Below are 23,156 nucleotides of genomic sequence, written 5' to 3'. Positions count from 1 at the left end.
TATTGTTTATGGGATTAATGTTGTTCTCCTGTATTACCACCGCCACCGCCGCCTGTAGTAACTGTGGCTACAACAACCATCACCTTGGTGATCTGTTGACCCGTAAGATTATCTGTTATAGTAGCTTTAATGGTATATTCATGAGTACCATTTGAAAAGTTAGAAAAACCAAAGCTTGTACCACTTCCTGATCCTAAAGCATGAGAAAGATTAATACTGTTATATGCTTTCCATGAAATCTGACGTGATCCCGAACCTCCTGTTAAACTAGTAATGTTAAACGACACGCTTGGGTTAGTCCCAGAAATAGAAGTATGAGACTGACTGGTGTTTGCCACCATACCAGGATATGATTTAACAACAGGAGCATTAGCTCCCCATTGGTAATATCCGTTTTCTAATCCTCGATCCACCAATCTGAATTTAACTGTATACGTTCCTGAATTAGGGAAATTGTAAGAAAGCGTTGTTCCTGTAGCACTTTGTTTTACATCATTAATAAACCATTGGTACAGTACAAGACCTGTTCCCCCTCCAATACCTGAAGCAAAGAATGTCGTCGTTGTTCCTTGTACAATATGTGATTTGGAAGCACTTACATTAGCTGCAGTTAAAGGGTTATAAGCATATAGTTTGCGTATAGCACTGTTTACAGTTTTTCCACTTGTGTTATCAATAACTTTAAAATATACATTATAGGTTCCTGCTGTACCAGGGTTGTATACTAATGTAGTTGCTGTACTGGTTTGTTTTACATTGTTTACATACCATTCGTATCTCAGATTCCCAGTGCCTCCTCCAACACTTGAGGCAGTAAAAGTTACATTGGTTCCTTTTACAATATTAGTATAGTTTGCACTTACAATAGGGGTAGTAATAGGAGGATAGGCTACCACCACACTTATCGTTTTACTTACTCTATGTTTGGTTTGCGTATTATAGCCGATTACTGATACCGTATATGTTCCTTCGCTGGCAAAGGTTTTGGTAAAACTTGTAGTACTATCACATTGTTCTTGTATGCCGTCTACAGACCAGGTATAGAGATCTGCACCCTCACTTCCCGAGGTATTAGCTGTAAAAGTAACGGCTTGATTGGGTTGTATTGCGCTTAAACTTGTACTAATGGTCACATCACCCAAAGTAGTCGTTTGTTCTCCCTGATAATTATAACGTATTTGTTGCACGATATGCTGGTCATCATCTAATCCATATGTTAATCTATTAAATTCGTCATACTGATAATACCCTGTATGTCCTTTAGGATCTGTCATACTAGTCACCCCAACAAGAGGGTCATAGGTATAACCGGTTATTTGAGCATCTGCAAAATATGCGTCTTCTCTAAGGTTTTTAAACAAGTTGCGCATCGTTACTTCTTCTGCAACTGTATCTTCTGTATTCGATGCAGTTTGTAACTGGCTGATTAAAGAGCTTGCTGTTGAAGAAATCCCTGTATAACTAGCGTTGTCAATCTTGGCAATAGGCCGAGTGCTATTATACCCCCAAACATACATGATATGACGACCATCGGCTTGTGAAACTTCTAACGGATTTCCTTTAGCATCATATTCATGATAGGTAAGGCGAAGCTCAGGAGTATCAGTCCCTTTGGCAACCTTAGTAATCCCAGGTAGTAGAATCCCGTTGCCCCAATCTATAAATTCTGTAGTTTGGGTAGATAATACATCACCTGCTTCTATATTTTGCATTTCTATAGGAGTCGTAATCCTGTTTTGAGTCACCAGAGCATTGTTTACTGTACTATTCTTATCATAAGGATAACTATAGTTTGTTGTAACAGTAGCCTGATTACTAATTGTAGTGGTTTGTGTCTTTAACTGCCCATATGGATCATCATAGGTATAGGTAACATCCTTGGTAATGGTTTTACTATGATAAATTTCTTCTTGTTTTGATGATGCAATAGGATACAACTCAGAACGGTTTACATATCGGGTCCACTCAGAATTATTAACCCCAGAGGTAGATGTTTGTAGATTTCCATCGGCATCAAAGACATATCTAACCTTACCTGCTTTTAAGTTAAACGAATTTAAATGGCTTAATGTTCCTAAATGCCTTTCTAGCTTATTGTATATATTGGTTGTTGCTCCATTCACTTCATACGAACTCCCATTTTTGATATAGGATTCTTGTTTTTTCACAAGTCCTTTTCTCCAGTTACTTTGTTCTATAGGAGCATAAGGATAACTTTCTTCCAGATTTTTGGTTCCCGAAAAATAAGAACGGGTTTTAAGCATTTCATTTGCATCTCCTATCAATTGCTCTTCTACAGTAGTATATAATACCGGGCTACCAATATAAGTACTTAACGGAATCGTACTTGATGATGATCTTTTGGTAAGATTACAGTCCATTTTTGCTTTACCCGGAGGAGTAAGATCCGGCAGGTAATGATAGGATTCTTTGTTTACAAATACAGGTTTTGAAAGATTGATCCCTGAAGAAGTAATCCCATCTTCTTTCATATACGAATATCGTTTGGTTGTATGCCCTCCCTGACTGTCATAAGAGTTTACTTCTTTGATTCGCAGTCCTCCAAAAGGGATATTAATCACTTCTGGTTCTGGAGGAGGGGTTCCCGAATAGTATTTTAGCTGTACATTAGCTACAGCTCTTGGCGTTCTATCTGGATTTGATGGCGCAGCTATTCTTTCTAGCTGAACAACCAGTTCATAATCTCCAGCTTCCAGGCTATATAATGTTGGATCCTGTTGTTTGGTAACTGGTTCTTGTTCTGCCGAGGAAACTTCAGATTTATAGTTGCATATACCCTGACCCGGGCAATTTGACACTACACCTCCTCCAACTTTTTTAAGTTCTACCAAAGCCAGAGAATACCCCATAGAAGTGTGTAAATAATAGCCTAAACTAACTTTAATACCGCCACCACCTGGAAGTACTTTTGGAGTAAAAGGAATGGTAATGGTTTTATTGATGTTTTCATTTAAAGGATACGTATCAGAAGTGATTACTGTATCTATCTTTACATCCAAACGAGCTTCACTACCAATTTCTCCTGTATCTAGTTTTCCAAACACCTGGTTTTGCTCATAGATAAACTCTGAATATCCTTTGGTAGGATAATGTATCTTTCTTAAAGCACCTTGACGAGTACTGTTAAAATCAGGAGATCGATTGGAGTTTTCTGAAATCAAACTCCCTGTATTATTGGTACTACCACTGTAATATCCCCAATAATCTTGTTTATAATAGGCAATAGTTGCGGCAGGACTACCATAATATTCGAATCGATAATAATTTTGTTGTTGTGAGGCATTTGTTCTTCCTCTATCTATTGCTGTTAGAAGTTTTCGGGTAGCAGTTTTATCAGTATACGTTAACGTATATGTCATTACTTCTTGTCCTATAGTATTCTTTATTGTTACCGCATCAAGTGATGTTGGGTTTTTATCAATATTAACTGCAGTATAGGTAGTATAATTAAAGGTTACCGTTTCGGATGGGGTAATAATTTTATTTACTAATAGCCCTTCAGTAGTATTATCAGAATAAGAGTGAGAAACTCTGTTTAGACTTTGTTCTTGTATACACCGTGTATATTCTGGAGAATCAATATCTACTATGGTCCAGGCATCAGAATAGGTTCTTTGTCGTACCGTATAGTTTTGATATTCGAAAGTGATGGTTTTTGTATTGGGAAGTTCTATTTTGGTAATTACCCAGGCAGAAGGATACATCGTTATGGTCGGTTCTGTAGCGCTTAAGGTTTCAATCTCTGTAGTTTCCTGAAGTTCAAAAAAGTAATTAACTCCTGCATCATCTATCAACTTAAAGCCTTTAAAATTACCTTGAGTCCCAAACAAACGGGTAAGCTTATAATTCTTATAGGGTGCAAAAACGGCTTCACCATTATGGTTAAAATAAAAAGTAGCCGATAGAGAACCTACACTAATCATATATTTATCAGATTCTGTATCCCATTTTCCTGCCGCAGATTCCCGGATTAATAATCCAAGCTCTTCTGGGGTCATATTTTGAGAATCGGTATGAAATTTATGTACTTTTTTCCCTATTTCATTTGGCCCAATATATCCAAGCTGTGACTCATCTGCAAGGCCACGAACCTGTCGGGTGATCATCCCTTTACCAGAGAAATCCCAACCTAATCCAGTAGCTCCGGGAATCTCATCTACCATCAATCCAGAATAATTATAGGATAACGAAATCGGCAGGCTAAAACCTGCTTCATTAATGGTATGTAATGGGATAGTGTGGTTCATTCTACCAGTAGAAAGATTGACAGGAATCTCTCCATACTTTCCTAAACTAGCTGCTTCGGGAGAAGTAGGAAAAATCTTTGGTGGTTCTGTGGGCGGTTGCCCTACTTGAGCAAGAATCGTGAATCCCAAAAGCAAGAATGTTAACGTCGTGATAAGATATTTCATATAAAAGTAATTAATGACCGATTTCATTTTTCACGTGCCAAACCTACAATTAAAACCATAACGGATCAGCCCGCCAAGGAGTTAAAAACTATAGATAAAAACACTTTAAATGAAGTTATTATTTGTCATGTTAGTTAATTCCCAATGCAATATTAAATCATCCTAGTCCCATTTTTCGGGACTGAGAAAAAAAAATGAAAGTTTTTTTTAGAAATGAGATGGAAGGGGTATCAGGTATCTGGTTTGGGTTAACCGCTCTCTTAGTTATCCTATAAAAGGAGTAATGATATTCATAACGATATTGGTTGATGATTGTCTGGAGTATGATGCTTCCGATATCTAGCCTCCGACTTCTGGCATCTAACTTATTTTACATTTATTAAAAGATATCCGCATATTTCACAGAAATTTAAGAAATAAGCATGATCGTTCTATAAAAAAATGGCTCCCCTTAGTGACTACATTACCTACCCTTGCTCTGTATGTAGTTTGATGCGTAGTGCGATATAAAAATCAAAAGAAACGGCCCTGGTAACAGCGTGATCGTCTAGACAAATTTTTGCTGCATATAGATCTACAGTATCATGATACCACTCCCACAAAGCATCGGTTCGGTTTTTAAAACCCATTATTGATAAAATCGCCATACCTAGTTCTACACTAAAAAAAGAAGTGTCGAAACCTATCGCGGCCAATTGATTTATAAATCGGGTACCTAATAATTCGTTCTTAATAAGATATAAGATCAAATCCTGCTGTGTAGATAGCTTAAATTGCGGAAAAATCTGAGTGTCTAGATCTATTTTCATCTGCTTATAGTTATGATTTCCTTTGATTTAGATAAAATTAGCGTAGTCTCCGGCCTTTGCTATAACACACATTAGATAAATCAAATGCATGCCAAGTGCTATCTTCTCAAAAGAAGCGGATATAAGTGTACTCGACTTGTAAAGAGGTAAACCCGAATTATGCATTAGAAAATCTACTAAAGCTCTAATCACAATCCTGGTAAAAACGTATGATCTACCATACATTACTTTCTCTTTATAATTAACAGATTTACAGGATTGCCAGGTAGGATGTGCAATGTAGTCCCGAAAAAAAGAATACCTTAAATCTGTAAAAAAGGTATTGTATTTAATTTGTTGTGCATTTAAGATTTTTGAATCAAAAAAGCGTCAATTCGAGTGTTTTGTCGTAACGAAATGAAGACAAAATGTATCGAGAATAGCTTTTTTAAACCAACAATCTTTGTCATCCTGAGTATATCGAAACACTCGAATTGACGCTTTTTTTTACCATGTTTTTCCCAAAAGCACAATGGGTATTATTTTTTATTTTTTTAATGCTCTGCGATATTCTGCTTTTTCTTCTGCAACTTTAAGCAGTTCTTTAGAACAACCTATCTCATACATATGCTTTGCCAGTTGATCACTTGCATATTCATCTTGTAATGCTTCTATACTTAGGTTAAAAACCTCTGCCAATTTAGAAAGTTTCTTTTTATCAAAATCGCGTATCCCATTCTCTATTCTACTTAGATTTGCAAAATCCATTTGTAACAGACCTGCCAGTTGGGTTAGGGTAAGCCCTTTTGTTGTTCTAAGCATTTTGATATATTCTCCAAACGTTTCTTTCATTCATTTGTCAATCTTTGACAAATTTACTATTTTTTTTAATCCCATCATAACAATAGAATTTATTTTTTGGGATACCAGTGTTAAGAAACAGATCGTATATCCTGCACTTGTATACAATCTAATAATTTGTATACAGTTTTAAGATGCCCTATCGTTCTTTGGTCTACACTATGTATTTCTACTTTACTTAATATCCCCAGAATCCCATCTTTATATACTTCTAGATCTTTTTCTTCTGTAAGTGGGATTTTAATATAGGTCTGGCACTTTTTTTGGTTGTTATTTATCATTGTTTACATATTTTCTTGACAATTATACATATAATATTGACTATATAAAAATAAAATGAAGAAATTCTTTACATTAGTCATAATAATTCATATAATTAGACCGAATAAAATGAAATCCAAATGACAAAGCTAGGAGCTTATTTAAAAAGAAAAGCAGTAAATAAATCCCAAGTATCTAGAAGAACAGGTATAAGTAAACAAAGGATAAGCGAACTCTCGATTAATAAAAAGACAAAACTTAGAGCAGACGAATTGTATCTCATTGCTTTAGCCATAGAAGTAGATGCCTGCGAATTGCTAGAACATATTTGTGGGGATTTAAAATTGAAAAAAGAAAGTAAATAATCGTACTGTAGTATGATTATAGACAGTATGTTAAAAAATAAATATAGATGGAATAAAGGATATATATCCTTTATATCATTGTTAACACCAATTAAAACTGAATATCTAACCTTAAAATGAGCTTAAACAAATTATTTCCATTTTTTTATCTAGCCGTATGGTGTATCATACTCTTTATTCTACCAAAAGATATTTTCTATTCTGGAAGTGGAGTAATGAGATGGATTGTTTTCGGAGCTATATTCTTAATTTTACCATATTTTTTATACAAATCATTGGAATTAACTTCTCTTGCTAAAAAGGCAAGAACTGGAATTGCATATATTTCAGTTTTTCTGGGAATTCCATTTGGCATATGGCTTGGAATGCAAAGCGATATGGAATTAAAAAATAACGGAAAACAGACTTACGGAATAATTGAAAAAGCTTGGTTGGTTAAGCGAAAAAGTAGAGCCGACGTTTGGTCTGTTAAAGCTAAGTATTCCGTTGGTAATAAATTATATCACACATCAACTAAAGAGAATCCTGAAAAAACAATATCCCTAGGAGACACAATAACAATATTATATTCTAAAACGACTCCTCAAATGAGCGAAATTTTGGAATTGGAAAAATAAAAAGTGTTAACATTATATATAAAATCAGAGCAAAGTTTATTGCTAGATCGAAAGGTCATTTCCTTTTTGCAATGGCGTTAGATTTTTATAAATTAAACAAGAAATAAAAATGCGCAGATAAATCAATTGGTTCAGGTCAACTTGCCTTGCTCCGATTCATATATTTGGCGTTACCAATACATTAATAAATATGAGAATCAGATATTTTCTAGTATTGCTTTTTGCAGTTCTTTCTAACTTAATACATGCTCAGATTAATGATACTATTACTTATGTTGGAGTTACAAATTATGAAATTGAAAATTCAAGTATAGAGAAAATTAAAAAACCTAAAATTATAAATTATCAAGGAAGTTATCATTTTGGAGAATCAGAAGGAGAATCACAACTAGAAATAATTTACAGTAATGGAAAACTTTTTGCTCGAACGGAATACAGTGATTGGGAACAAAATACATGGGTATTAAAAATTAATAGAGAGCCGATTAAATATTCAAATGGTGAGATAAAAATAGGAGAAACTTCATATAAATTATATAAATGTATCAAAACAACATATCTAACTCTTAATGAAGGGCAAAAAGGTTTAGTTTCTTATTTTTTTGAAAACCTAAACGGAAAAAACTACCATTATATTCAATTTAACGAGGATAATAAAATTAAACTCCCTAAAGGTCAACACCCTGAAACAAGTTTTGTAAAACTGACTGACAACGACTTGTTAAATTATTCGAAATACGATTTGAAAATTATGAGAAATGAAATATTCGCTAGAAATGGATATATCTTTAAGCAAAGAGGAGAAATGGACAACTTTTTTTCAAAAAAAGAGTGGTATAACTATATAGAAAAGACTGACAAACCAATTTTAAACGATATTGAAAAACATAATGTCAGTTTGATTTTAAAATTAGAACAAAAATAAACGTATGGTAACATTTTGCCTTGCTACGACACATAATTATACGTTAGCAACAAGCCGAAAATAAAATGGACGGAATAAAAAGCATAATTGATCATTTCCAAAATAGAGATTATTTTGACGAACATTATGAATGGGTGAATGAGCACATTGAAAAACACTTTCCTGATGCCGAAGTAAAAGTCTTTCATGAAATAATGACTTTTGACTTTAAAGTACACGTACATTTAATAAAAGCAAAGTCTTCTAAGTTCGATATTTTGATTACATCAGGAATGAGTTCTTTAGAAATGAAAATTCCTCAAGAAGCCGAAAACCCCAAAGATCTAAGATTTGCTGAAATGATGATGTTAATTCCAAAAGGAATTGAATTTGAAAATGTTTATACCGGTGACAAAAAAAATGATTACATAATTTCAATGTTAAAACGAACTGCTAAATTCCCTCATCAGGAAGACAGCTGGATAGGAATTGGGCATTCCATAGTTTCTAACGCCGACTTTGAACCCTATGGAAATGATACGGAATTTGTAGGTGGAGTAATTTTACCTTCAGTAACTTTTGACGAAAATTTCACAAAAATTAAAAAGGACGGAAGGATTATAAATATTTACAGTTTTTTTCCTCTTTATAAAAATGAAGTTGAGTATAAAATTAATAATGGCTACAATGCCTTATTAGACAAAATAATAGAAGCTGATTCGAAAGAGATATTAAATTCTAAAAGAAAAAACTTAATAAAAAAAGAATCTTTTATTAGTAAATTTTTAAAATAGGAAGTTGGACGATTTTTAGAAAACTAGTCATTGAAAAAGAAAAAAGAAGACATAAGGAATCAAATTTTAAAAAAGGTAAAGTACTATCGAAATAGTAGAGGAATAATATTTTTTGACAATCCAAATAATCAATTTAAAGAAAATATAGTCTTAGATAATAACGAATTAGAAGTCCTTTTAATCAAACTTAAAAGGTCAAGAAAAATTATTGTGACAACAAAACATATCTACTCTATTGACAAAAACTTAACCACTAAAATTTTGGCACAAAACATTGATAGATTTGATTATATGGAGTTTATTAATGGAGAAAAAATCATTGAAGGAGGATCTAAAATTAAAATAATGTTACTTCGATTTAAAATGACTTTTCGAATAGGAAATTATAGAATTGTTCAACAGAATGGTTCTTTCACCGAATTAATAATTTGGAGGACACGATTTGCTGACTGTTTGAATGATTGTATTAAGAAATTAAAGTTTGTTGTAAATAAATATGACGCAATATAAAAAAACCTATTGCTTACAAGGTGTATAATTCATAGTAGTAAAAACCACAACGATTCATATACGTAACGTTAGCTGTAATTAAGAAATGATTAGTATTAAATACAAATTAGAAAATGCTGGATGGGCAACTGTCACTATAGGGAATGGGACAACTCAAGAAAGATTTGGTGTTTCTTACTTACATGATAGTTTGAAGGAACTTGCAGCTTCTGCTATTAAAATAAAGCGCAAAACCGATGAGTCTGTAATTTTTATGGAAGAACCTGGCGAAATTAAATTGCTTTTGAAACGGTCACAAGAAACTAAGTTGAATTTTGAATTGAGATGGTACAAAGATTGGGCGAGTTGGAACATGATCAGCGAAAACGATTATGAAGTAATAATGACTGGAGAAACAACTGTTTCCTCATATGTTAATCAAGTACGAAATGTATTAATAAAAATCCATGATGAAATTGGACCTGAGTTATATAAGGAGAAATGGATTGAACATGAGTTTCCAATAACTGAATATGAAGAATTAAAATAAAAAATACAGCTAACAAGATGTATGATATAAAAATTATATATAGAACAAATATGCTAGCGTCTCGCTAGTGGCATTACTATTTAAATAATCCAAATAGCTAACCATCACTATCTATTTTTAAAAGAGTATCATTATACAACAGCATGTTAAAAAATAACCATACATAGAAAATATAAGGATATATATTCTTTATTTTGTTGTTAGCTACAATGCTCTGAGTATAACACTTTATATGAAAAATTGGTTATTCTTCCTTTCACTTTTACTACTGTTCAATTCTGCATTTGGACAAAACAAAAGTATAATTGACAGCTTAAAAGCAGTTAAGGAAACGCCCTACAACACTATTAAAACAAATACTCTTAACGAAATAGCTTTACAGCATGAGTCCCAGGAAAAATACCATGAAGCTTTAGTGATGCTCGATTCTGCTTATACACTAGCCTCTTCTACTAATAACAAGCAACAGCTAATGATAATAATGACCAACCAAGGAATAGCTTATACCCAGTTAGAGCAGCATCAAAAAGCTAACGAATTGTTTAAAGGCGCCTATGAAATTGCAACAGAAATTGGTTCTCTCTATCACCAGATGGAATTGGCAGGAAAATTAGCCACTAACAACGAAAGAGTAAAGAATTTCAAAAAGGCGGCTTCATATTATAAAATCCAAACGAATCTAAAAGACACCATCTTCAAAAATGATATGAAAATGGCAATTGCAGAAAAACATACTACATATGAAACACAACGAATCTTGAATGAAAAACTAAGTGAAGAACGTAAAAATGCAGAATTGCAAAAAGAAAATGTGATTAAAGACTTAAAACTGTTAGAAGAAAGAGCTGCTAACAAAAACTTAGTGCTTTGGGGTGGATTAAGTTTAGGACTATTGATATTACTAGGGTTGATTTATTATCTTAATACTCGAGTAAAAGAGGCCAAATCAAAACGTGACGAAGAAACTGTACACTATAGAGCTGTGTTTGAGGCAGAGGAGAAAGAGCGTTCTCGTATTGCAAAAGACCTTCACGATGGCTTAGGCCAGTTGCTTTCTACAGCAAAATTAAACATTGCAGGGTTAGAAGACGAAGTAAATGAAGAGGATAAGATATTAGTTCAAAATTCAATGAACTTGATAGATGAGGCTGTAAATGAAGTACGCACTATTTCACACAATATGATGCCAGCCGCACTTATGGAATACGGATTGGTTTCTGCCATTGAATCATTTGCCAATACAATAAATGAGTCTAAAGCACTTCATGTTAATTTTAGCCACAAAGGAATGGATAACCGATTAGAGGAAAGTAAAGAAATTGCATTATACAGAGTTGTTCAAGAAGTTCTAAACAACATGATTAAATATGCCAAAGCAGATAAAATTACTGTAACATTGAATCGAATAAACAATAAGGCACACCTTTTAATTTCGGATAATGGAAAAGGATTTGATATAAGTACCATTCACCAAAGTAAAGGCATTGGCTGGCAAAATGTTTTTTCTAGAATATCCATGATAAATGGTGAAGTTGATGTTATTTCTACCGAGGGAAAAGGAACAGATATCCGAATTGACGTAATTCTTTAAATATGGAAACACCCGTAAAAATAATGATTATAGACGACCATCAAATGTTTATTGATGGAATTAAATCATTACTTCGAAAAGAGGAATACTTACAAATTGTATCAGAATACCTTTGTGCCGAAGATGCATTAGAGCAGCTCGAAAAAGATACCGTTGATATTGTTATTACCGATATTAGTATGCCAGGAATGAGTGGTATAGAACTTATTAAAACAATAAAATCTACTTACTCTAACTTAAAAGTACTTGTGCTATCGATGCATAACGACAAAGAAGTTGTTAGCGAAATAATGATGAGTGAAGCCGATGGCTATATCCTCAAAAATACAGGAAAACAAGAGCTCATTGAAGCACTAACCAGAATTACAGACAATGGCACTTATTACAGCAAAGAAGTCTTGTCTATTATGGTGAACAAGGTTAAAAAAGAACGGAAAATTGAAGCCGAAACAAATGAACTAACAGATAGGGAAGTAAAAGTTCTCGAATTAATTTGCCAAGAATATAGTAGTCAAGAAATTGCAGACAAACTTTTTATAGGAAGGCGAACAGTTGATACACACCGTCAAAATATTCTTCGAAAAACAAAAGTAAAAACCATTGTAGGCCTTATTAAATATGGTATAAGAAACGGGTTTACCTCAGATTTTTAGTAGCGTTCAACCTTCTTCTCCTTTGGCTTTTCTGTAATCCTACGGATATAAAATCAGTACGATTACCTATTTTATCAATTACATATAAGAGGTAATTTTGCTGTATAAAATATTAAACATAAAGAAATTAAAAACAATCCTCATTCTTACTTTTTTAATACTATCATATTCTGCCAGCGCTAAGCACTGGCCCAAAAACGGTTTGTGAAGAGGGATTTGTGTTTTTGATGCTACAAGAACAAGGAGAGAATCTAATGAATAAACTAAAAAAGTAGCTAACAAAGCACTAAAATGAATATGCGAATTGAGTCGTTTAGAAGGGCATTGTAAATCACTAACATGATTACTTCTAGTAGCTACAGAACATACTCATTTAGTTGGGAGGTTGTAAACCATAACTCAAAAAAACATTATCTAATTATGAAAAATTTATTTGTTGCATTATTTTTATTATCTATCTACACAAAATGTTCAAGTCAAACTAAAGCAGAAGCGCTTCTATCTTTGGGTGAAAAAATAGATATGCATAAACTTTATGATAGCGAAAAAAATTATAACTATCTGCTTGAAGAGGTTGACTTTAATCATAACAAAACGATTAAATTTATACAATTCTGTACAGCTTTTAAACTTTGTTCAACAGCATATTATTTGACCGCAAAAGAGTATTTAGAAATAACAGTCAAGCAAAAAGCTGATAGTAAATACATTCAAATATTTTTCCCCAATAATTCTATAGAGACTAAAAAGATTAACATAAAAACTGAAGAACATTTCGATGGAGAAACCGCATCTGGTATAACAATTTTTCTAGAAAAAGATACACCGCAGTCTGAAGTGAATAAAATAAAAAACGGATTTGTTGATTTATTAAAAATGTATACTATTGAAAAAAAGGTCATTTTGGACTAAAAGTCAATTGTCTATAATATTTATCAAAACCCCGCTCCCGTCTCGCTAGTGGCTTTACTGTTTAGATAATCAAAACAGACACCTCATCACTATCTATTTTTAATAGTATCTTAAAAATTAAGAACGCCTTAGAAAGTTTTTATACTCAATATAAGAGTTTGATACAAGATTAAATTTAAAAATAAGCATAGATGTGATATAAAGGATATATATCCTTTATATCATTGTTTTTGGTAATTACATATCACTTCTACATTGTACGCCATAAAAATATTTTCACAGAAAACAGTATGATGTAAATATTATTCCGTACTTACCTTTGTTTTAAAAGTCAGCCACTATAAAATATAATAATGAAAAAAACAGTAATATTTCCAATAGTCTTTTTTATATCATATAGTATTAGTTCACAAGAATTTATGAAAAAATCCCAATCAAAAGAGGGGTTACAAAACAATAACAAATATCTAATCATAGAACAAGCGAAATTTGGAAAAGCATTAACACTGTCGAGTGATGAAATTTTAACAATTAGCAATAAAGATGATTTAATAGAAATAGAAATTACTGATTATATACATGAATGGGGATACGATGCACCTCCTGAAGATCCCAACAGGAATTATTTTAGTGATGTACAATATGCTTTAAAAGTGAAAGTAGAAAATGTTATGAAGGCAGAAAATGTTGTGAAAAATTTCTGGGTTTCTAGTTCTGAGCTAGAATCGAAGGGTAGTTTTTCTATTGACTTAGCGAGTTATAATGTCTTAATTCTATCAGATAGATTTGGCCATAAATCATCTTTAATTGAGATGATAATTGATGAAAAAAAATAAATTACAATAGTTTAATAAGGTCTATAATATAGAGTTAATAATTACTGAACTGATATGCTTTTCATCAAAGTCCCCGCTCCCGCTAGCGTATTGCTAGTGGCATTACTGTTTAGATAACCCAAATAGATACCCATCACTATCTATTTTTAATAGTATCTTAAAAAATAAGTAACGCCTTAGAAAGTTTTTATACTCAATATAAGAGTTTGATACAAGATTAAATTTAAAAATAAGCATAGATATGATATAAAGGATATATATTCTTTATTCCGTTGTTACCTGCAAGCTGCATAAAACCTATGATTCAAAAAATATTTTCAGATTCCAAAAGTTTTAATAAAAATGTTTATAAGTGCGTGAGAGCAGATAATAATAATTATATAGAAAAAAATGAAAGATGGTATTTTAAAATTAGAATCGCCTTCAGGATCGGGAATACACCAAATTAGAGAATGGAAAAATCAACTACTAACAGCTACATTCAAAGGCGTATACTCCTGGAATGGTCAGAAATGGAAGCGAATGGCTGCTAAGGCTAAAGGACAAACAATAACCACCACCGATACAGGTGAAATATTTGTAGGGGCAGTAAATGGACAAATTTACCACTCGCAATTTGGAGAAACTTGGCAGAAGTTAATAGTGCCAATAGATGAAGATGTTTGTGCCATAAAAAAAACATCTCTAGGCACATTATTGGTAGGTACAAAATACGGAAAGATATATAGGTCGGTTGACAATGGACAGACATTTATGAAATCGGAAACGCCAGACACGGCATGGTATATAGTGAGTAGAATTATTGAAGATAATAATGCCTTAATTTCAATTAATGCTCAAGAAATAGCCATTATTAGCCAGGATGATGGTTTGACGTGGGAAGAGTTGCATTATTTTTCCAATAATGCTGAAATTCCACAAAAACTTTATTCTACACAAAGGACAAGTTCCCATATTCAACTTATTGATGGAGGGCTTATCACTTTCAACAATAAAAATTTTATACCTCAAGGACTAAGTATAAACGAGAATAAGAATGTGACTGATGTATGCCTTATTGATGAAACCCTGTATGCAATCATAGATCTATCTGCTATCCACTATACAACAGACCTTAAAAAATGGAAGAAATTACCACTGAAAGTTAGTAGAAAGTTTTATTTTAAAACAATATGTGCCACAGCCGACGGCGAATTAATGATAGGTGGTGGAAATAGTGAAGACGGATGTATACTGGTAGATCTCCAACAATACAGTACAAGTACTAAAAAAGGCCAAAAAAAAAAGAGCACTAAGATTACCACGAAAGGCCTCAATCAGCAAGAAAAAAAGCAAGCTATAGCCATCCAATATTTCCGCAATGAAGATTTTAATCCAGATATTCTTTTTGATATAGAGCGCTTGGTAGTTGTTTCATCAAGAATAAAGACTTTAAAGAAAAAACCGTTGGTATTTGAGTCCAAATATGGAGGATCACCTGATTTCCTTTCATATATAGAATGGCCTATTCAACAAGGAGTACCTATGCTTTTCTTGGGGCAGGTAAATCTTGAAGAACTAAATACATTAGCCCCACAAAAAAAACTACCTGCTAAAGGCATCCTATACTTTTTTGCAGATACAGAATACTTTGAAACTGGTAAAGACACTGAAATTTGTCCAGTGAAAGTCGTCTATCAAAAAGAAACTAAGAATAATGAAAAAATAGACATCAAAATACCAAGTAGCAAAACAATAGATACACAAAAAATCAAGTTTCAATATCAAATTTCGTTGCCAGATAGCAGAAATAGCCTGGAATTACAATTATTAGAGCAAAAGATGGAATTACTGAAACTACCTGTAAACGAGAATTTTGATGTTTATTTTAGTCACCCTATTTTTGAAAATGAGAACTATGGGTTTGATAGTAGGGGAATTTTGGCTTACCCCGTTAGTATTGAAGGTGACCCAAAGGAATATAAAATGAATTATGATGTTGATATTGATAGTCATGAAGCATTTGAGGAAAAAATGAAAATGGCCCAAGATCAAAACTTACTTTTTGAATGGAATGATGATGACGGAGATCTATCATTTTTCATTACTAATTCTGATTTGGAAAAACTGAATTTTAATAAAGTTTGGGGCGTTTATATAGGAACATAAAGTATCTTGAGTAAAATGCCTACAAGGGCAGATAAAACTTTTGGCAGTTTGCTCAATTTGATATACATGCCAATCCTTTTCTAGATTTGAATATAATGGAAATAAATTTTAAACATGCCAGCAGGTAACAATGTATATGAAATCATAGCACCTTGCAGGATGCTACGCTTAATATACTAAATGTTGTGTTTCATTATGACAAACCGCTAACCAATAATAAAACTCTTTAGAAAAAATTAGACAAAACTTACTTCCCCGGGTAAAATTGAAAAATATTTTAACCATATTCTTGGAGAAATTATTCTTTACTTTTGAACCTAACAAAAAAAAGAGTTTCTAATTCATGAGTACTACACAACCAACCAAGAGTACAGTAAAAACAGTATGGCATACATGTATCAGTAGTTCTGCATGGCGTTGGGTTCAGAAAGCAATTATATTAACGATTTTCTCGTTAGTCGCAAATCATTTAGCAGCGAGTGATAATTTTCTGGATAGTGAAACGTATAGATTTCCCATAGAAGGTTTTCTATCGACTATTGTTTTATCTATTCTCATTGGAATCATAGCGGAACTTAATTTTAAATTTTACAAGAAAAAGCATTTCTCTAAAAAGGTAGAAATTGCTGCTATTGTATGGTTTATGGTTTCTACTCTAGGATATATTACAATCATGTATATTCCTATAAATATTATTATAGATAAAGTTGTAGGCGGACAGACAGTGTTTTATTATTTATTAATTGGTTTACTAATTACTTTATTATTGTGTTTTATTCTCATAGGTTTATTGTATGCTCAAGACATATACAATTTATATAAGTTATCTATAAGAGATGCTGAAATTACTATTGACAGCGGCACGAAAATGACGAAGCTTACCTATGAAAATATTGCGTGCTTTTACAGCGAAAACAAAATTGTGTATACCCTTCAAAATGACGGCACAACAATTAACACTGATTTTACATTAAATGAGCTCGAAGAAAAAATAAACGATCAATTGTTTTTTAGAGCCAATCGGCAAATTATCATTCACAAAGATACTGTACACCTAATTGAAAAGATTGAAAATGGTAAGTTGCGTATTCGATTAAAAGCTTTCATTAAAAAGGATACGATTGCTGAAATCAATATAAGTCGTTACAAGCGAAAAGCATTTATGGATTGGTTTCAATAAAAGATGCCAAAAACTACCGACTATTCGGTTATAAATTTCGACCATTCAGTAAAAACATAAGTGTTTAAAAGGGTTTTCAGAGATTTTGTTCATTATTTCGTTTAGAATTTAAAATCAAAAAACAATGAACAAAATCACCATACGACAAATATTAATTCCTTCAATTACCTTTGCAATCATCTGCTTTTTATGGTTTGGACCAATTAATTTAAGTTTCCTTCCAAATATTATTGCTTCAATAGTAATTATCATAGCAAATTACCTAGAATACAAAGGAAAAGCATTTTCAGAACTTGGGTTTCAACGCGAAAAATTTACAACCAAAAACATTTTCGTACTTGCTCCATTAGTTGCGCTAGGGCTCTTTATTTTTTATTTCTTTGCATTGGTCCCTGTAATTACAAAACTAACTGGAGTTCCTATAGATTATTCAAGTTTTGATGGATTAAAAGGAAATCTTCCTGCCTTATTAGTTACTTTATTAATAGTGTGGGCTACTGCGGGATTTGGAGAAGAAATAATCTTTCGCGGTTATTTTATGCGCCAATTTGTAAAATTCTTTGGAGAAAGCAAGATCAGTATAGTGCTTAATATTGTCCTAGTTACTGGTTTTTTTGGCTTCATGCACAGTCAACAAGGCATTACAGGACAACTTGTTACTTGGATTACTGGAGCACTTATAGCTCTGATATTCTACTTACGCAAATACGATTTGTGGTTTGTTATTGCCATACACGGGTTTTTTAACACTATAGCTTTAATTTGTATCTACTTTGGTTTGGCGTAACGACAACTAGAAATATCGAAAATACTTTTATTTAACCAATACAAGCATTTTTAAAAATTAAGTTATTTTAAAATAACGAAAGCACAATATACCTGTATAGTTAATTGCTTTGATTAGTGATTATTTGGAAAATTTCTACGGAATTTTCTTGGGTTCGTATTTGTTTACTAAATTAGTTGCTTAACCACGCAACCATACACAAACACGTTAGCTACAATTAAAAACACAATAATAGAAAAATGAGCTTTTTCAAAAAAATATTTGGTTCAAAAGAAAATACAGAATCTGAACGAGAAACTAAAAATGAGAATAACTTAGAATCTTTTAAACAAGTTCCCTGGATGACAGATTTGAGACTTGAAAATATATCTATTTGTCTTGATTCTGGATTTAAGCCAGCTAGCTCTTTACCAACAGAATTTGATCGAGAACTAAGACCTTCAATTGAAATCGCGCAAAGATTAAACGCTATAAAAGCATTAGTTCTTTGGTTAATGGTTCCCCAAGACAATTTAGAAAGTGATAAAATTCTGACTTTCATAGACAAAAATAATCTTAAGGATTTTATGGACGAAGAAGAAAAAGAAATTCTCAATATATCAAGAGATGATGAACAAGCAAGAAATTCTATTGGATGGAAATTCGAAAATGCTTGGTCTTTAGCTTGGTTTTTTGGATATAAAGAGCCTGATATTACGGGGCAAATGATGTCGGGAGATCAAATGCAAGATATTTTGAAAGACTTTAGTTGTCCTATAGACGAAAGTGTAGAAGATTGGATTAAAGATAAAGAAACTCTGTCTGAAGAAAAGTTGATGCAAAAAGAAGATTTATTTTATTGCCTACATAATGCAGTAAGAAGTGCTCAATTGGGTAGTGAAACAGTTCCCAATGGTTTTGATCCAATGGGAAATGGAGGTGTAATTCATGAACGAAGGCATTCCTTGACTTGGATGTTATCTAAAGGTATAAGTTGGGAAGAAACTGATTTAAGCACGTAAAATAACTATAACCAACACCGTGTAAAAATAATAAGGGTTAAATGCCAAACCCCAAATTGGTGCATATAAATTTGACTATGTGCTAAACCGAAAAGTAAGTGCGTTTTAATCCCTTACTATATCATATACAAACCGTTGGCAGTAACTCTTAAAAAGAAGTGAGAAAACAAAAACTTAATAAAACAATAAACAAACTCCTACATCCAAATTTTGGGACATTGGTTGTATTTTGTGTTGTACTTTATGGGTTGGCAATTTTTCAAGACTACGTTTTCTCCAAAATTAAACCTACTGCATTTTATTGGACCGATACTATGCTCTATAATATATATTGGCTTTTATTTATTCCATTTATAAAAATTGCAAATTCCTTTTATAATAAAGTTCAATTCAAATCACTAACTACCAAAGTACTTTACGCTTTAAGCACTGGGTTTATATTTAGCGTACTACATATATTTATTTTTACTTCAATTTTTATTTTAGGCAGTAATCTTATCTATTCTGTACCTCATCGTTTTTTAACAATACTTAAAAATGCAGTTTCAAATCAATTGCATATAACCATTATGGTCTATTTATTTAGTCCTTTTATTTTTGATTATCTTAAAAGAAAAAAACAGTTAAACAAACACTTCCAAAATCAAAAGACCAATAAAACCATTACTGTTAAAAATGGTATTCGTAGAATAAAGATTGACACCTTTACAATTCTATTTATCGAAACCGACAGACCCTATACAATGGTACATACAACCAGTCAGAAAATTTTGCATGATGAGAGTTTAAAAAAACTTGCAGACTTATTAGACCCTCAAACCTTTTTAAGGGTTCATCGTTCTGTAATTGTCAATAAAAACTGCATAGCAGAATTAAAATCAAGAAAGAATGGCGATTACGATTGTATTTTATCTAATGGTCAATCCATAAGGTTCAGCAGGCATTATCGTCAAAATTGGAGTACCCTATTAAACCACTAAGTTCTAAAACCACTCCAGTAAGCTAATTCTTGTATAGTTTTCTTTTCAACACTTAGGATTTATTGGACTTTTGAGACTTCCTTTAAATTTTATACTAATGAAAAAAATACTGAACTTCGGACTCCTTTTTCTATTCCTGATATCATTGGCAAGTTGTAATGGCCAGGCAAAAAATGAACAAATACCCAAAAGAAATAACAAAAACAAAATTGTTGGTGGCGGCTGCGATGGTTGTGAATTAATGTATGTCGGAATGCCAAAAAATATTAAACCTATTGATACAAGTTCGGCCTGGAACGGGAAAGGGCAAAAATTATTGGTTACAGGAAAAATACTAAAATTAGACGGTGTTACGCCTGCGCCCAACGTAATCGTTTATTATTGGCAAACCGACCACAATGGATATTATGCTAACGGAGAAGGCAAATCTCAAAAACACGGTCGTACTCGTGGCTGGGTAAAATCTGATAAGCAAGGAAATTACTCGATATATACCATTCGACCAGCGCCTTATCCAAATCGTGATATCCCTGCGCACATTCATTTATCTATTAAAGAACCCGAAATTGATGATGAGTATTATATCGATAATTTAGAATTTGCCGATGATATATTATTGACAGGCAAAAAAAGAAAGATGCTTAAAAATCGTGGTGGTAGTGGTATTTTAAGAGTACTTATTGATACAGAAATGCAAGTTGCTGAGCATAATATTATTTTAGGGCTTAATATCCCAAATTATCCTATAACTATAGATCATACACTTAAATCTGGTCTAGAAATTGGCGAAGAGAACCCTTCTTTTACACCATTTCACGCCTGGGGACCAGACAAAGGCACAAGAACTTGCCCTGTATGTAAATATGGACGATTTCACGGAATTGTTTACTTTGTGGGTAGCCAACCAAACTGGTCCGAAATAAAAGAATGGCTAACATTTTTGGAGCAAGAAAGTGTTACCCGAGAAAAATACTTAAAAGTCTACTTTGTTTATGGTAATAAGAACGGCTACAGCAAATCGAATCGACAAATAGAGTTAGAACAACTAGGAAAAGAATTGAACTTAGAAAATATTGCATTGACGTTTGTTCCATCATTTACCGATACGCAATCAGAAGTCCATTTAAATAAGATAAACCCTAAAGCAGAGCACACCATAATCATTTACAGACATCGAAATATAATTGGAAAATTTGTTGACCTTAAACCAACCAAAGAAAACCAAAATGAAGTCTCAAAAATGCTGGATAAAACCGTAAGCAAATTCTTCGAATTACCAGAACCTAAGCATCATTAAACAAGAATATACTGCCAACATCATATATACAACATCGTTATAGCACATTAGAGATAAAAGTAGATCTAAGATTAAATTTGAAAATAACCATGCATAGAATATATAGGGCATATATCCTTTATTCTGTTGTTCTACGCAATTTGACGCAACCAAATAAATATTTCTGAATCTAATAGTAAACTACATATATCTAAAATGTATGAAAAAAACAATCATACTTCTAACATTCATTGGAATTTTAATTTCATGCTCAACAGATGAAAATAACAATTCTGAAACAACAGAATTAATTGGACAATGGAAATTGATAGAGCAATTAGCGGATCCTGGAGATGGTAGCGGAACTTTTCAAAGCATTGATAGCCAAAAAGTAATTAAATTTTTCGAAAACGAAGTAATTACATCAGAAAATGGGTCTTTATGTCAACCATATTCCGATGAACAAATATCTTCTGGAACATATTCTTTGAGTGAAAAAAGGATTATAACCAATTGTCAAAATGCTAATATTGCTGCAATTGGTTTCGAAATTAAAGACAATTATTTACTTCTCCATTTTGCCTCGAACGAAGGATTTTCACAAAAGTTTGAAAAAATAAAATAACTGCGTAGAACACCGTGTATATTTTATTGCTATTTATGGCATATCTTGGAAAGTCCTTGCGGACTTTCTATTCAGTTATTATTTGCTAACTTTACGCTAAACCAAACGCAACAAAGCATACACAAGTCCGTTATGTGCAAGAGAAAATGGGAAACAAAAGAAATACCGAATTTGGCAATTCTAATATCATAAACTACTTATTAAACTATTACCTTACATAATACCTAAAGTCCAAACTGTGTCTCATAAAGATGATGAGCCATTACAGTGGGCAAAATTAGTAAAACATACATCCTTTTAATCTAATTATGTCGCCTGTGTCAAGAAAATCTTCTGAATAATTTCTTTCAGAAGGACCGAAAATAAACGTTTGACCTTCAGTACTTGAAAAATGAAGTAAACCATCAATTACTTCATATTTATAAGTTATAGTATATTCCCTTTCTTCACTAGACCCATAATAATCATATGCAAACCACAAAACATCCTCCTGATCTTTTTTGATTTTTATATTCCATTTTATTCCATCGTAAGTTGTTTCACCTATTTTCCATCCTTCACAATATGAAGCAATACTATCAAGATTAAAGAAGGATATAAAATATTCATTGTCTGAAAAGTTTGAAAATTTTATATCTGAAAAGTCGCTATAATAATTTTCTGCATCTGTCCAGATTGTCCCATCATATTTAGATAAAAATCGACAAAACTTTCTTCCCCAACCCGGACCACAGTATGATACCACATTTGGATCCAAAAAAGGATATTCTCTTCCACTTGCATCTGTTACAATATCTTGCTCTCCAAACTGTCCAGACTCAAATTGCTGTATGTCGCTTTCCGAACAAGAAAACAAAACAAAGAATAAAAATAGTGAAAGTAATTTTTTCATTTCTGATATATATTTTTTTAAAAATTACAAAATTAGGCTCAATATTAATAGTAAAAGTTACCAATAATGGCATTTCAAATATTATGGTTAAAACATTAACAATCACTGAAACTATACTTTTAGAAAAAAATCCAGAGTTACTAAAAACACCTAAAAATATTCTTGAAGAATTAACAAGAGGTCATCAAATTAAAATAGAATCCAGCACATAAC

General features: G+C 32.3%; 22 protein-coding genes. 17 read left to right on the top strand and 5 right to left on the bottom strand.

Annotated features, from left to right (window positions below):
• Window positions 1-14: 14 nt before the first annotated feature.
• The 4 genes from DK441_RS12410 to DK441_RS12395 all read right to left on the bottom strand — a co-directional run bounded on the left by DK441_RS12410 (window position 15) and on the right by DK441_RS12395 (window position 6,363).
• On the bottom strand, window positions 15-4,433 hold the full coding sequence (locus DK441_RS12410) for a hypothetical protein (protein ID WP_160112079.1): 4,419 nt from the start codon (window positions 4,431-4,433) through the stop codon (window positions 15-17).
• 467 nt (window positions 4,434-4,900) lie between these two features.
• Window positions 4,901-5,242 carry a hypothetical protein gene (locus tag DK441_RS12405; protein ID WP_109851007.1) on the bottom strand — a complete coding sequence of 114 codons (342 nt, stop codon included), beginning with the start codon at window positions 5,240-5,242 and terminating at the stop codon, window positions 4,901-4,903.
• Window positions 5,243-5,767: 525 nt separating this feature from the next.
• Window positions 5,768-6,073 carry a helix-turn-helix domain-containing protein gene (locus tag DK441_RS12400; RefSeq protein ID WP_109851006.1) on the bottom strand — a complete coding sequence of 102 codons (306 nt, stop codon included), beginning with the start codon at window positions 6,071-6,073 and terminating at the stop codon, window positions 5,768-5,770.
• Window positions 6,074-6,153: 80 nt separating this feature from the next.
• On the bottom strand, window positions 6,154-6,363 hold the full coding sequence (locus DK441_RS12395) for a hypothetical protein (RefSeq protein ID WP_109851005.1): 210 nt from the start codon (window positions 6,361-6,363) through the stop codon (window positions 6,154-6,156).
• Window positions 6,364-6,483: 120 nt separating this feature from the next.
• Here DK441_RS12395 and DK441_RS12390 point away from each other — a divergent pair, with 120 nt between their 5' ends.
• From DK441_RS12390 to DK441_RS12310, 17 genes are all read left to right on the top strand, one after another.
• Entirely contained in the window at window positions 6,484-6,708 is a 225-nt protein-coding gene (locus tag DK441_RS12390) for a helix-turn-helix transcriptional regulator (protein WP_109851004.1), read from the top strand.
• Between the two features lie 116 nt (window positions 6,709-6,824).
• The gene (locus DK441_RS12385; RefSeq protein WP_109851003.1) at window positions 6,825-7,325 is read left to right on the top strand and encodes a hypothetical protein; all 501 of its coding nucleotides are present in this window, start codon (window positions 6,825-6,827) and stop codon (window positions 7,323-7,325) included.
• A gap of 190 nt (window positions 7,326-7,515) precedes the next feature.
• Complete coding sequence (locus tag DK441_RS12380; RefSeq protein WP_109851002.1) at window positions 7,516-8,250, top strand: YARHG domain-containing protein; 735 nt, start codon at window positions 7,516-7,518, stop codon at window positions 8,248-8,250.
• A gap of 65 nt (window positions 8,251-8,315) precedes the next feature.
• A complete protein-coding gene (locus DK441_RS12375) occupies window positions 8,316-9,023 on the top strand; it encodes a suppressor of fused domain protein (RefSeq protein ID WP_109851001.1) in 708 nt (235 codons plus the stop codon).
• Window positions 9,024-9,053: 30 nt separating this feature from the next.
• Complete coding sequence (locus DK441_RS12370) at window positions 9,054-9,533, top strand: hypothetical protein (RefSeq protein WP_109851000.1); 480 nt, start codon at window positions 9,054-9,056, stop codon at window positions 9,531-9,533.
• 85 nt (window positions 9,534-9,618) lie between these two features.
• On the top strand, window positions 9,619-10,062 hold the full coding sequence (locus DK441_RS12365) for a hypothetical protein (RefSeq protein ID WP_109850999.1): 444 nt from the start codon (window positions 9,619-9,621) through the stop codon (window positions 10,060-10,062).
• A gap of 232 nt (window positions 10,063-10,294) precedes the next feature.
• Window positions 10,295-11,653 (top strand): ATP-binding protein, encoded by a 1,359-nt coding sequence (locus DK441_RS12360; protein ID WP_109850998.1) that lies wholly within the window; start codon window positions 10,295-10,297, stop codon window positions 11,651-11,653.
• 2 nt (window positions 11,654-11,655) lie between these two features.
• The gene (locus DK441_RS12355) at window positions 11,656-12,306 is read left to right on the top strand and encodes a response regulator transcription factor (protein WP_109850997.1); all 651 of its coding nucleotides are present in this window, start codon (window positions 11,656-11,658) and stop codon (window positions 12,304-12,306) included.
• 420 nt (window positions 12,307-12,726) lie between these two features.
• On the top strand, window positions 12,727-13,218 hold the full coding sequence (locus tag DK441_RS12350) for a hypothetical protein (protein WP_160112078.1): 492 nt from the start codon (window positions 12,727-12,729) through the stop codon (window positions 13,216-13,218).
• 353 nt (window positions 13,219-13,571) lie between these two features.
• Entirely contained in the window at window positions 13,572-14,054 is a 483-nt protein-coding gene (locus tag DK441_RS12345) for a hypothetical protein (protein WP_109850995.1), read from the top strand.
• Between the two features lie 390 nt (window positions 14,055-14,444).
• Complete coding sequence (locus DK441_RS12340) at window positions 14,445-16,202, top strand: YwqG family protein (protein ID WP_109850994.1); 1,758 nt, start codon at window positions 14,445-14,447, stop codon at window positions 16,200-16,202.
• A 343-nt stretch (window positions 16,203-16,545) separates the two neighbouring features.
• Window positions 16,546-17,382 (top strand): LytTR family DNA-binding domain-containing protein, encoded by an 837-nt coding sequence (locus DK441_RS12335; RefSeq protein ID WP_109850993.1) that lies wholly within the window; start codon window positions 16,546-16,548, stop codon window positions 17,380-17,382.
• Window positions 17,383-17,506: 124 nt separating this feature from the next.
• A complete protein-coding gene (locus tag DK441_RS12330; protein ID WP_109850992.1) occupies window positions 17,507-18,169 on the top strand; it encodes a CPBP family intramembrane glutamic endopeptidase in 663 nt (220 codons plus the stop codon).
• A gap of 239 nt (window positions 18,170-18,408) precedes the next feature.
• Window positions 18,409-19,170, top strand: coding sequence for a DUF4272 domain-containing protein (locus DK441_RS12325; RefSeq protein WP_109850991.1), 762 nt, complete (start codon window positions 18,409-18,411; stop codon window positions 19,168-19,170).
• 158 nt (window positions 19,171-19,328) lie between these two features.
• A complete protein-coding gene (locus DK441_RS12320; RefSeq protein ID WP_109850990.1) occupies window positions 19,329-20,150 on the top strand; it encodes a LytTR family DNA-binding domain-containing protein in 822 nt (273 codons plus the stop codon).
• Window positions 20,151-20,247: 97 nt separating this feature from the next.
• A complete protein-coding gene (locus tag DK441_RS12315) occupies window positions 20,248-21,447 on the top strand; it encodes an intradiol ring-cleavage dioxygenase (protein ID WP_109850989.1) in 1,200 nt (399 codons plus the stop codon).
• A 199-nt stretch (window positions 21,448-21,646) separates the two neighbouring features.
• Window positions 21,647-22,051, top strand: a complete 405-nt coding sequence (locus DK441_RS12310; RefSeq protein WP_109850988.1) for a lipocalin family protein — start codon at window positions 21,647-21,649, stop codon at window positions 22,049-22,051.
• A gap of 277 nt (window positions 22,052-22,328) precedes the next feature.
• On the opposite strand, the gene DK441_RS12305 is transcribed toward DK441_RS12310, so the two are convergent.
• The gene (locus DK441_RS12305) at window positions 22,329-22,943 is read right to left on the bottom strand and encodes a hypothetical protein (protein ID WP_109850987.1); all 615 of its coding nucleotides are present in this window, start codon (window positions 22,941-22,943) and stop codon (window positions 22,329-22,331) included.
• Window positions 22,944-23,156 lie beyond the last annotated feature (213 nt).

The sequence above is a fragment of the Aquimarina sp. AU58 genome (assembly GCF_900312745.1).
In the GTDB taxonomy this organism is placed as follows: domain Bacteria; phylum Bacteroidota; class Bacteroidia; order Flavobacteriales; family Flavobacteriaceae; genus Aquimarina; species Aquimarina spinulae.
This window is presented reverse-complemented; position numbering and strand designations above follow the sequence as displayed.

Bases quoted from the DNA above. Each gene is read 5' to 3' on its own strand.
- DK441_RS12380 (WP_109851002.1), top strand. From the start codon at position 7,516: ATGAGAATCAGATATTTTCTAGTATTGCTTTTTGCAGTTCTTTCTAAC.
- DK441_RS12410 (WP_160112079.1), bottom strand. From the start codon at position 4,433: ATGAAATATCTTATCACGACGTTAACATTCTTGCTTTTGGGATTCACG.
- DK441_RS12325 (WP_109850991.1), top strand. From the start codon at position 18,409: ATGAGCTTTTTCAAAAAAATATTTGGTTCAAAAGAAAATACAGAATCT.
- DK441_RS12365 (WP_109850999.1), top strand. From the start codon at position 9,619: ATGATTAGTATTAAATACAAATTAGAAAATGCTGGATGGGCAACTGTC.
- DK441_RS12390 (WP_109851004.1), top strand. From the start codon at position 6,484: ATGACAAAGCTAGGAGCTTATTTAAAAAGAAAAGCAGTAAATAAATCC.
- DK441_RS12315 (WP_109850989.1), top strand. From the start codon at position 20,248: ATGAAAAAAATACTGAACTTCGGACTCCTTTTTCTATTCCTGATATCA.
- DK441_RS12330 (WP_109850992.1), top strand. From the start codon at position 17,507: ATGAACAAAATCACCATACGACAAATATTAATTCCTTCAATTACCTTT.
- DK441_RS12310 (WP_109850988.1), top strand. From the start codon at position 21,647: ATGAAAAAAACAATCATACTTCTAACATTCATTGGAATTTTAATTTCA.
- DK441_RS12340 (WP_109850994.1), top strand. From the start codon at position 14,445: ATGAAAGATGGTATTTTAAAATTAGAATCGCCTTCAGGATCGGGAATA.
- DK441_RS12350 (WP_160112078.1), top strand. From the start codon at position 12,727: ATGAAAAATTTATTTGTTGCATTATTTTTATTATCTATCTACACAAAA.
- DK441_RS12355 (WP_109850997.1), top strand. From the start codon at position 11,656: ATGGAAACACCCGTAAAAATAATGATTATAGACGACCATCAAATGTTT.
- DK441_RS12345 (WP_109850995.1), top strand. From the start codon at position 13,572: ATGAAAAAAACAGTAATATTTCCAATAGTCTTTTTTATATCATATAGT.
- DK441_RS12360 (WP_109850998.1), top strand. From the start codon at position 10,295: ATGAAAAATTGGTTATTCTTCCTTTCACTTTTACTACTGTTCAATTCT.
- DK441_RS12305 (WP_109850987.1), bottom strand. From the start codon at position 22,943: ATGAAAAAATTACTTTCACTATTTTTATTCTTTGTTTTGTTTTCTTGT.
- DK441_RS12395 (WP_109851005.1), bottom strand. From the start codon at position 6,363: ATGATAAATAACAACCAAAAAAAGTGCCAGACCTATATTAAAATCCCA.
- DK441_RS12385 (WP_109851003.1), top strand. From the start codon at position 6,825: ATGAGCTTAAACAAATTATTTCCATTTTTTTATCTAGCCGTATGGTGT.
- DK441_RS12375 (WP_109851001.1), top strand. From the start codon at position 8,316: ATGGACGGAATAAAAAGCATAATTGATCATTTCCAAAATAGAGATTAT.
- DK441_RS12335 (WP_109850993.1), top strand. From the start codon at position 16,546: ATGAGTACTACACAACCAACCAAGAGTACAGTAAAAACAGTATGGCAT.
- DK441_RS12400 (WP_109851006.1), bottom strand. From the start codon at position 6,073: ATGAAAGAAACGTTTGGAGAATATATCAAAATGCTTAGAACAACAAAA.
- DK441_RS12405 (WP_109851007.1), bottom strand. From the start codon at position 5,242: ATGAAAATAGATCTAGACACTCAGATTTTTCCGCAATTTAAGCTATCT.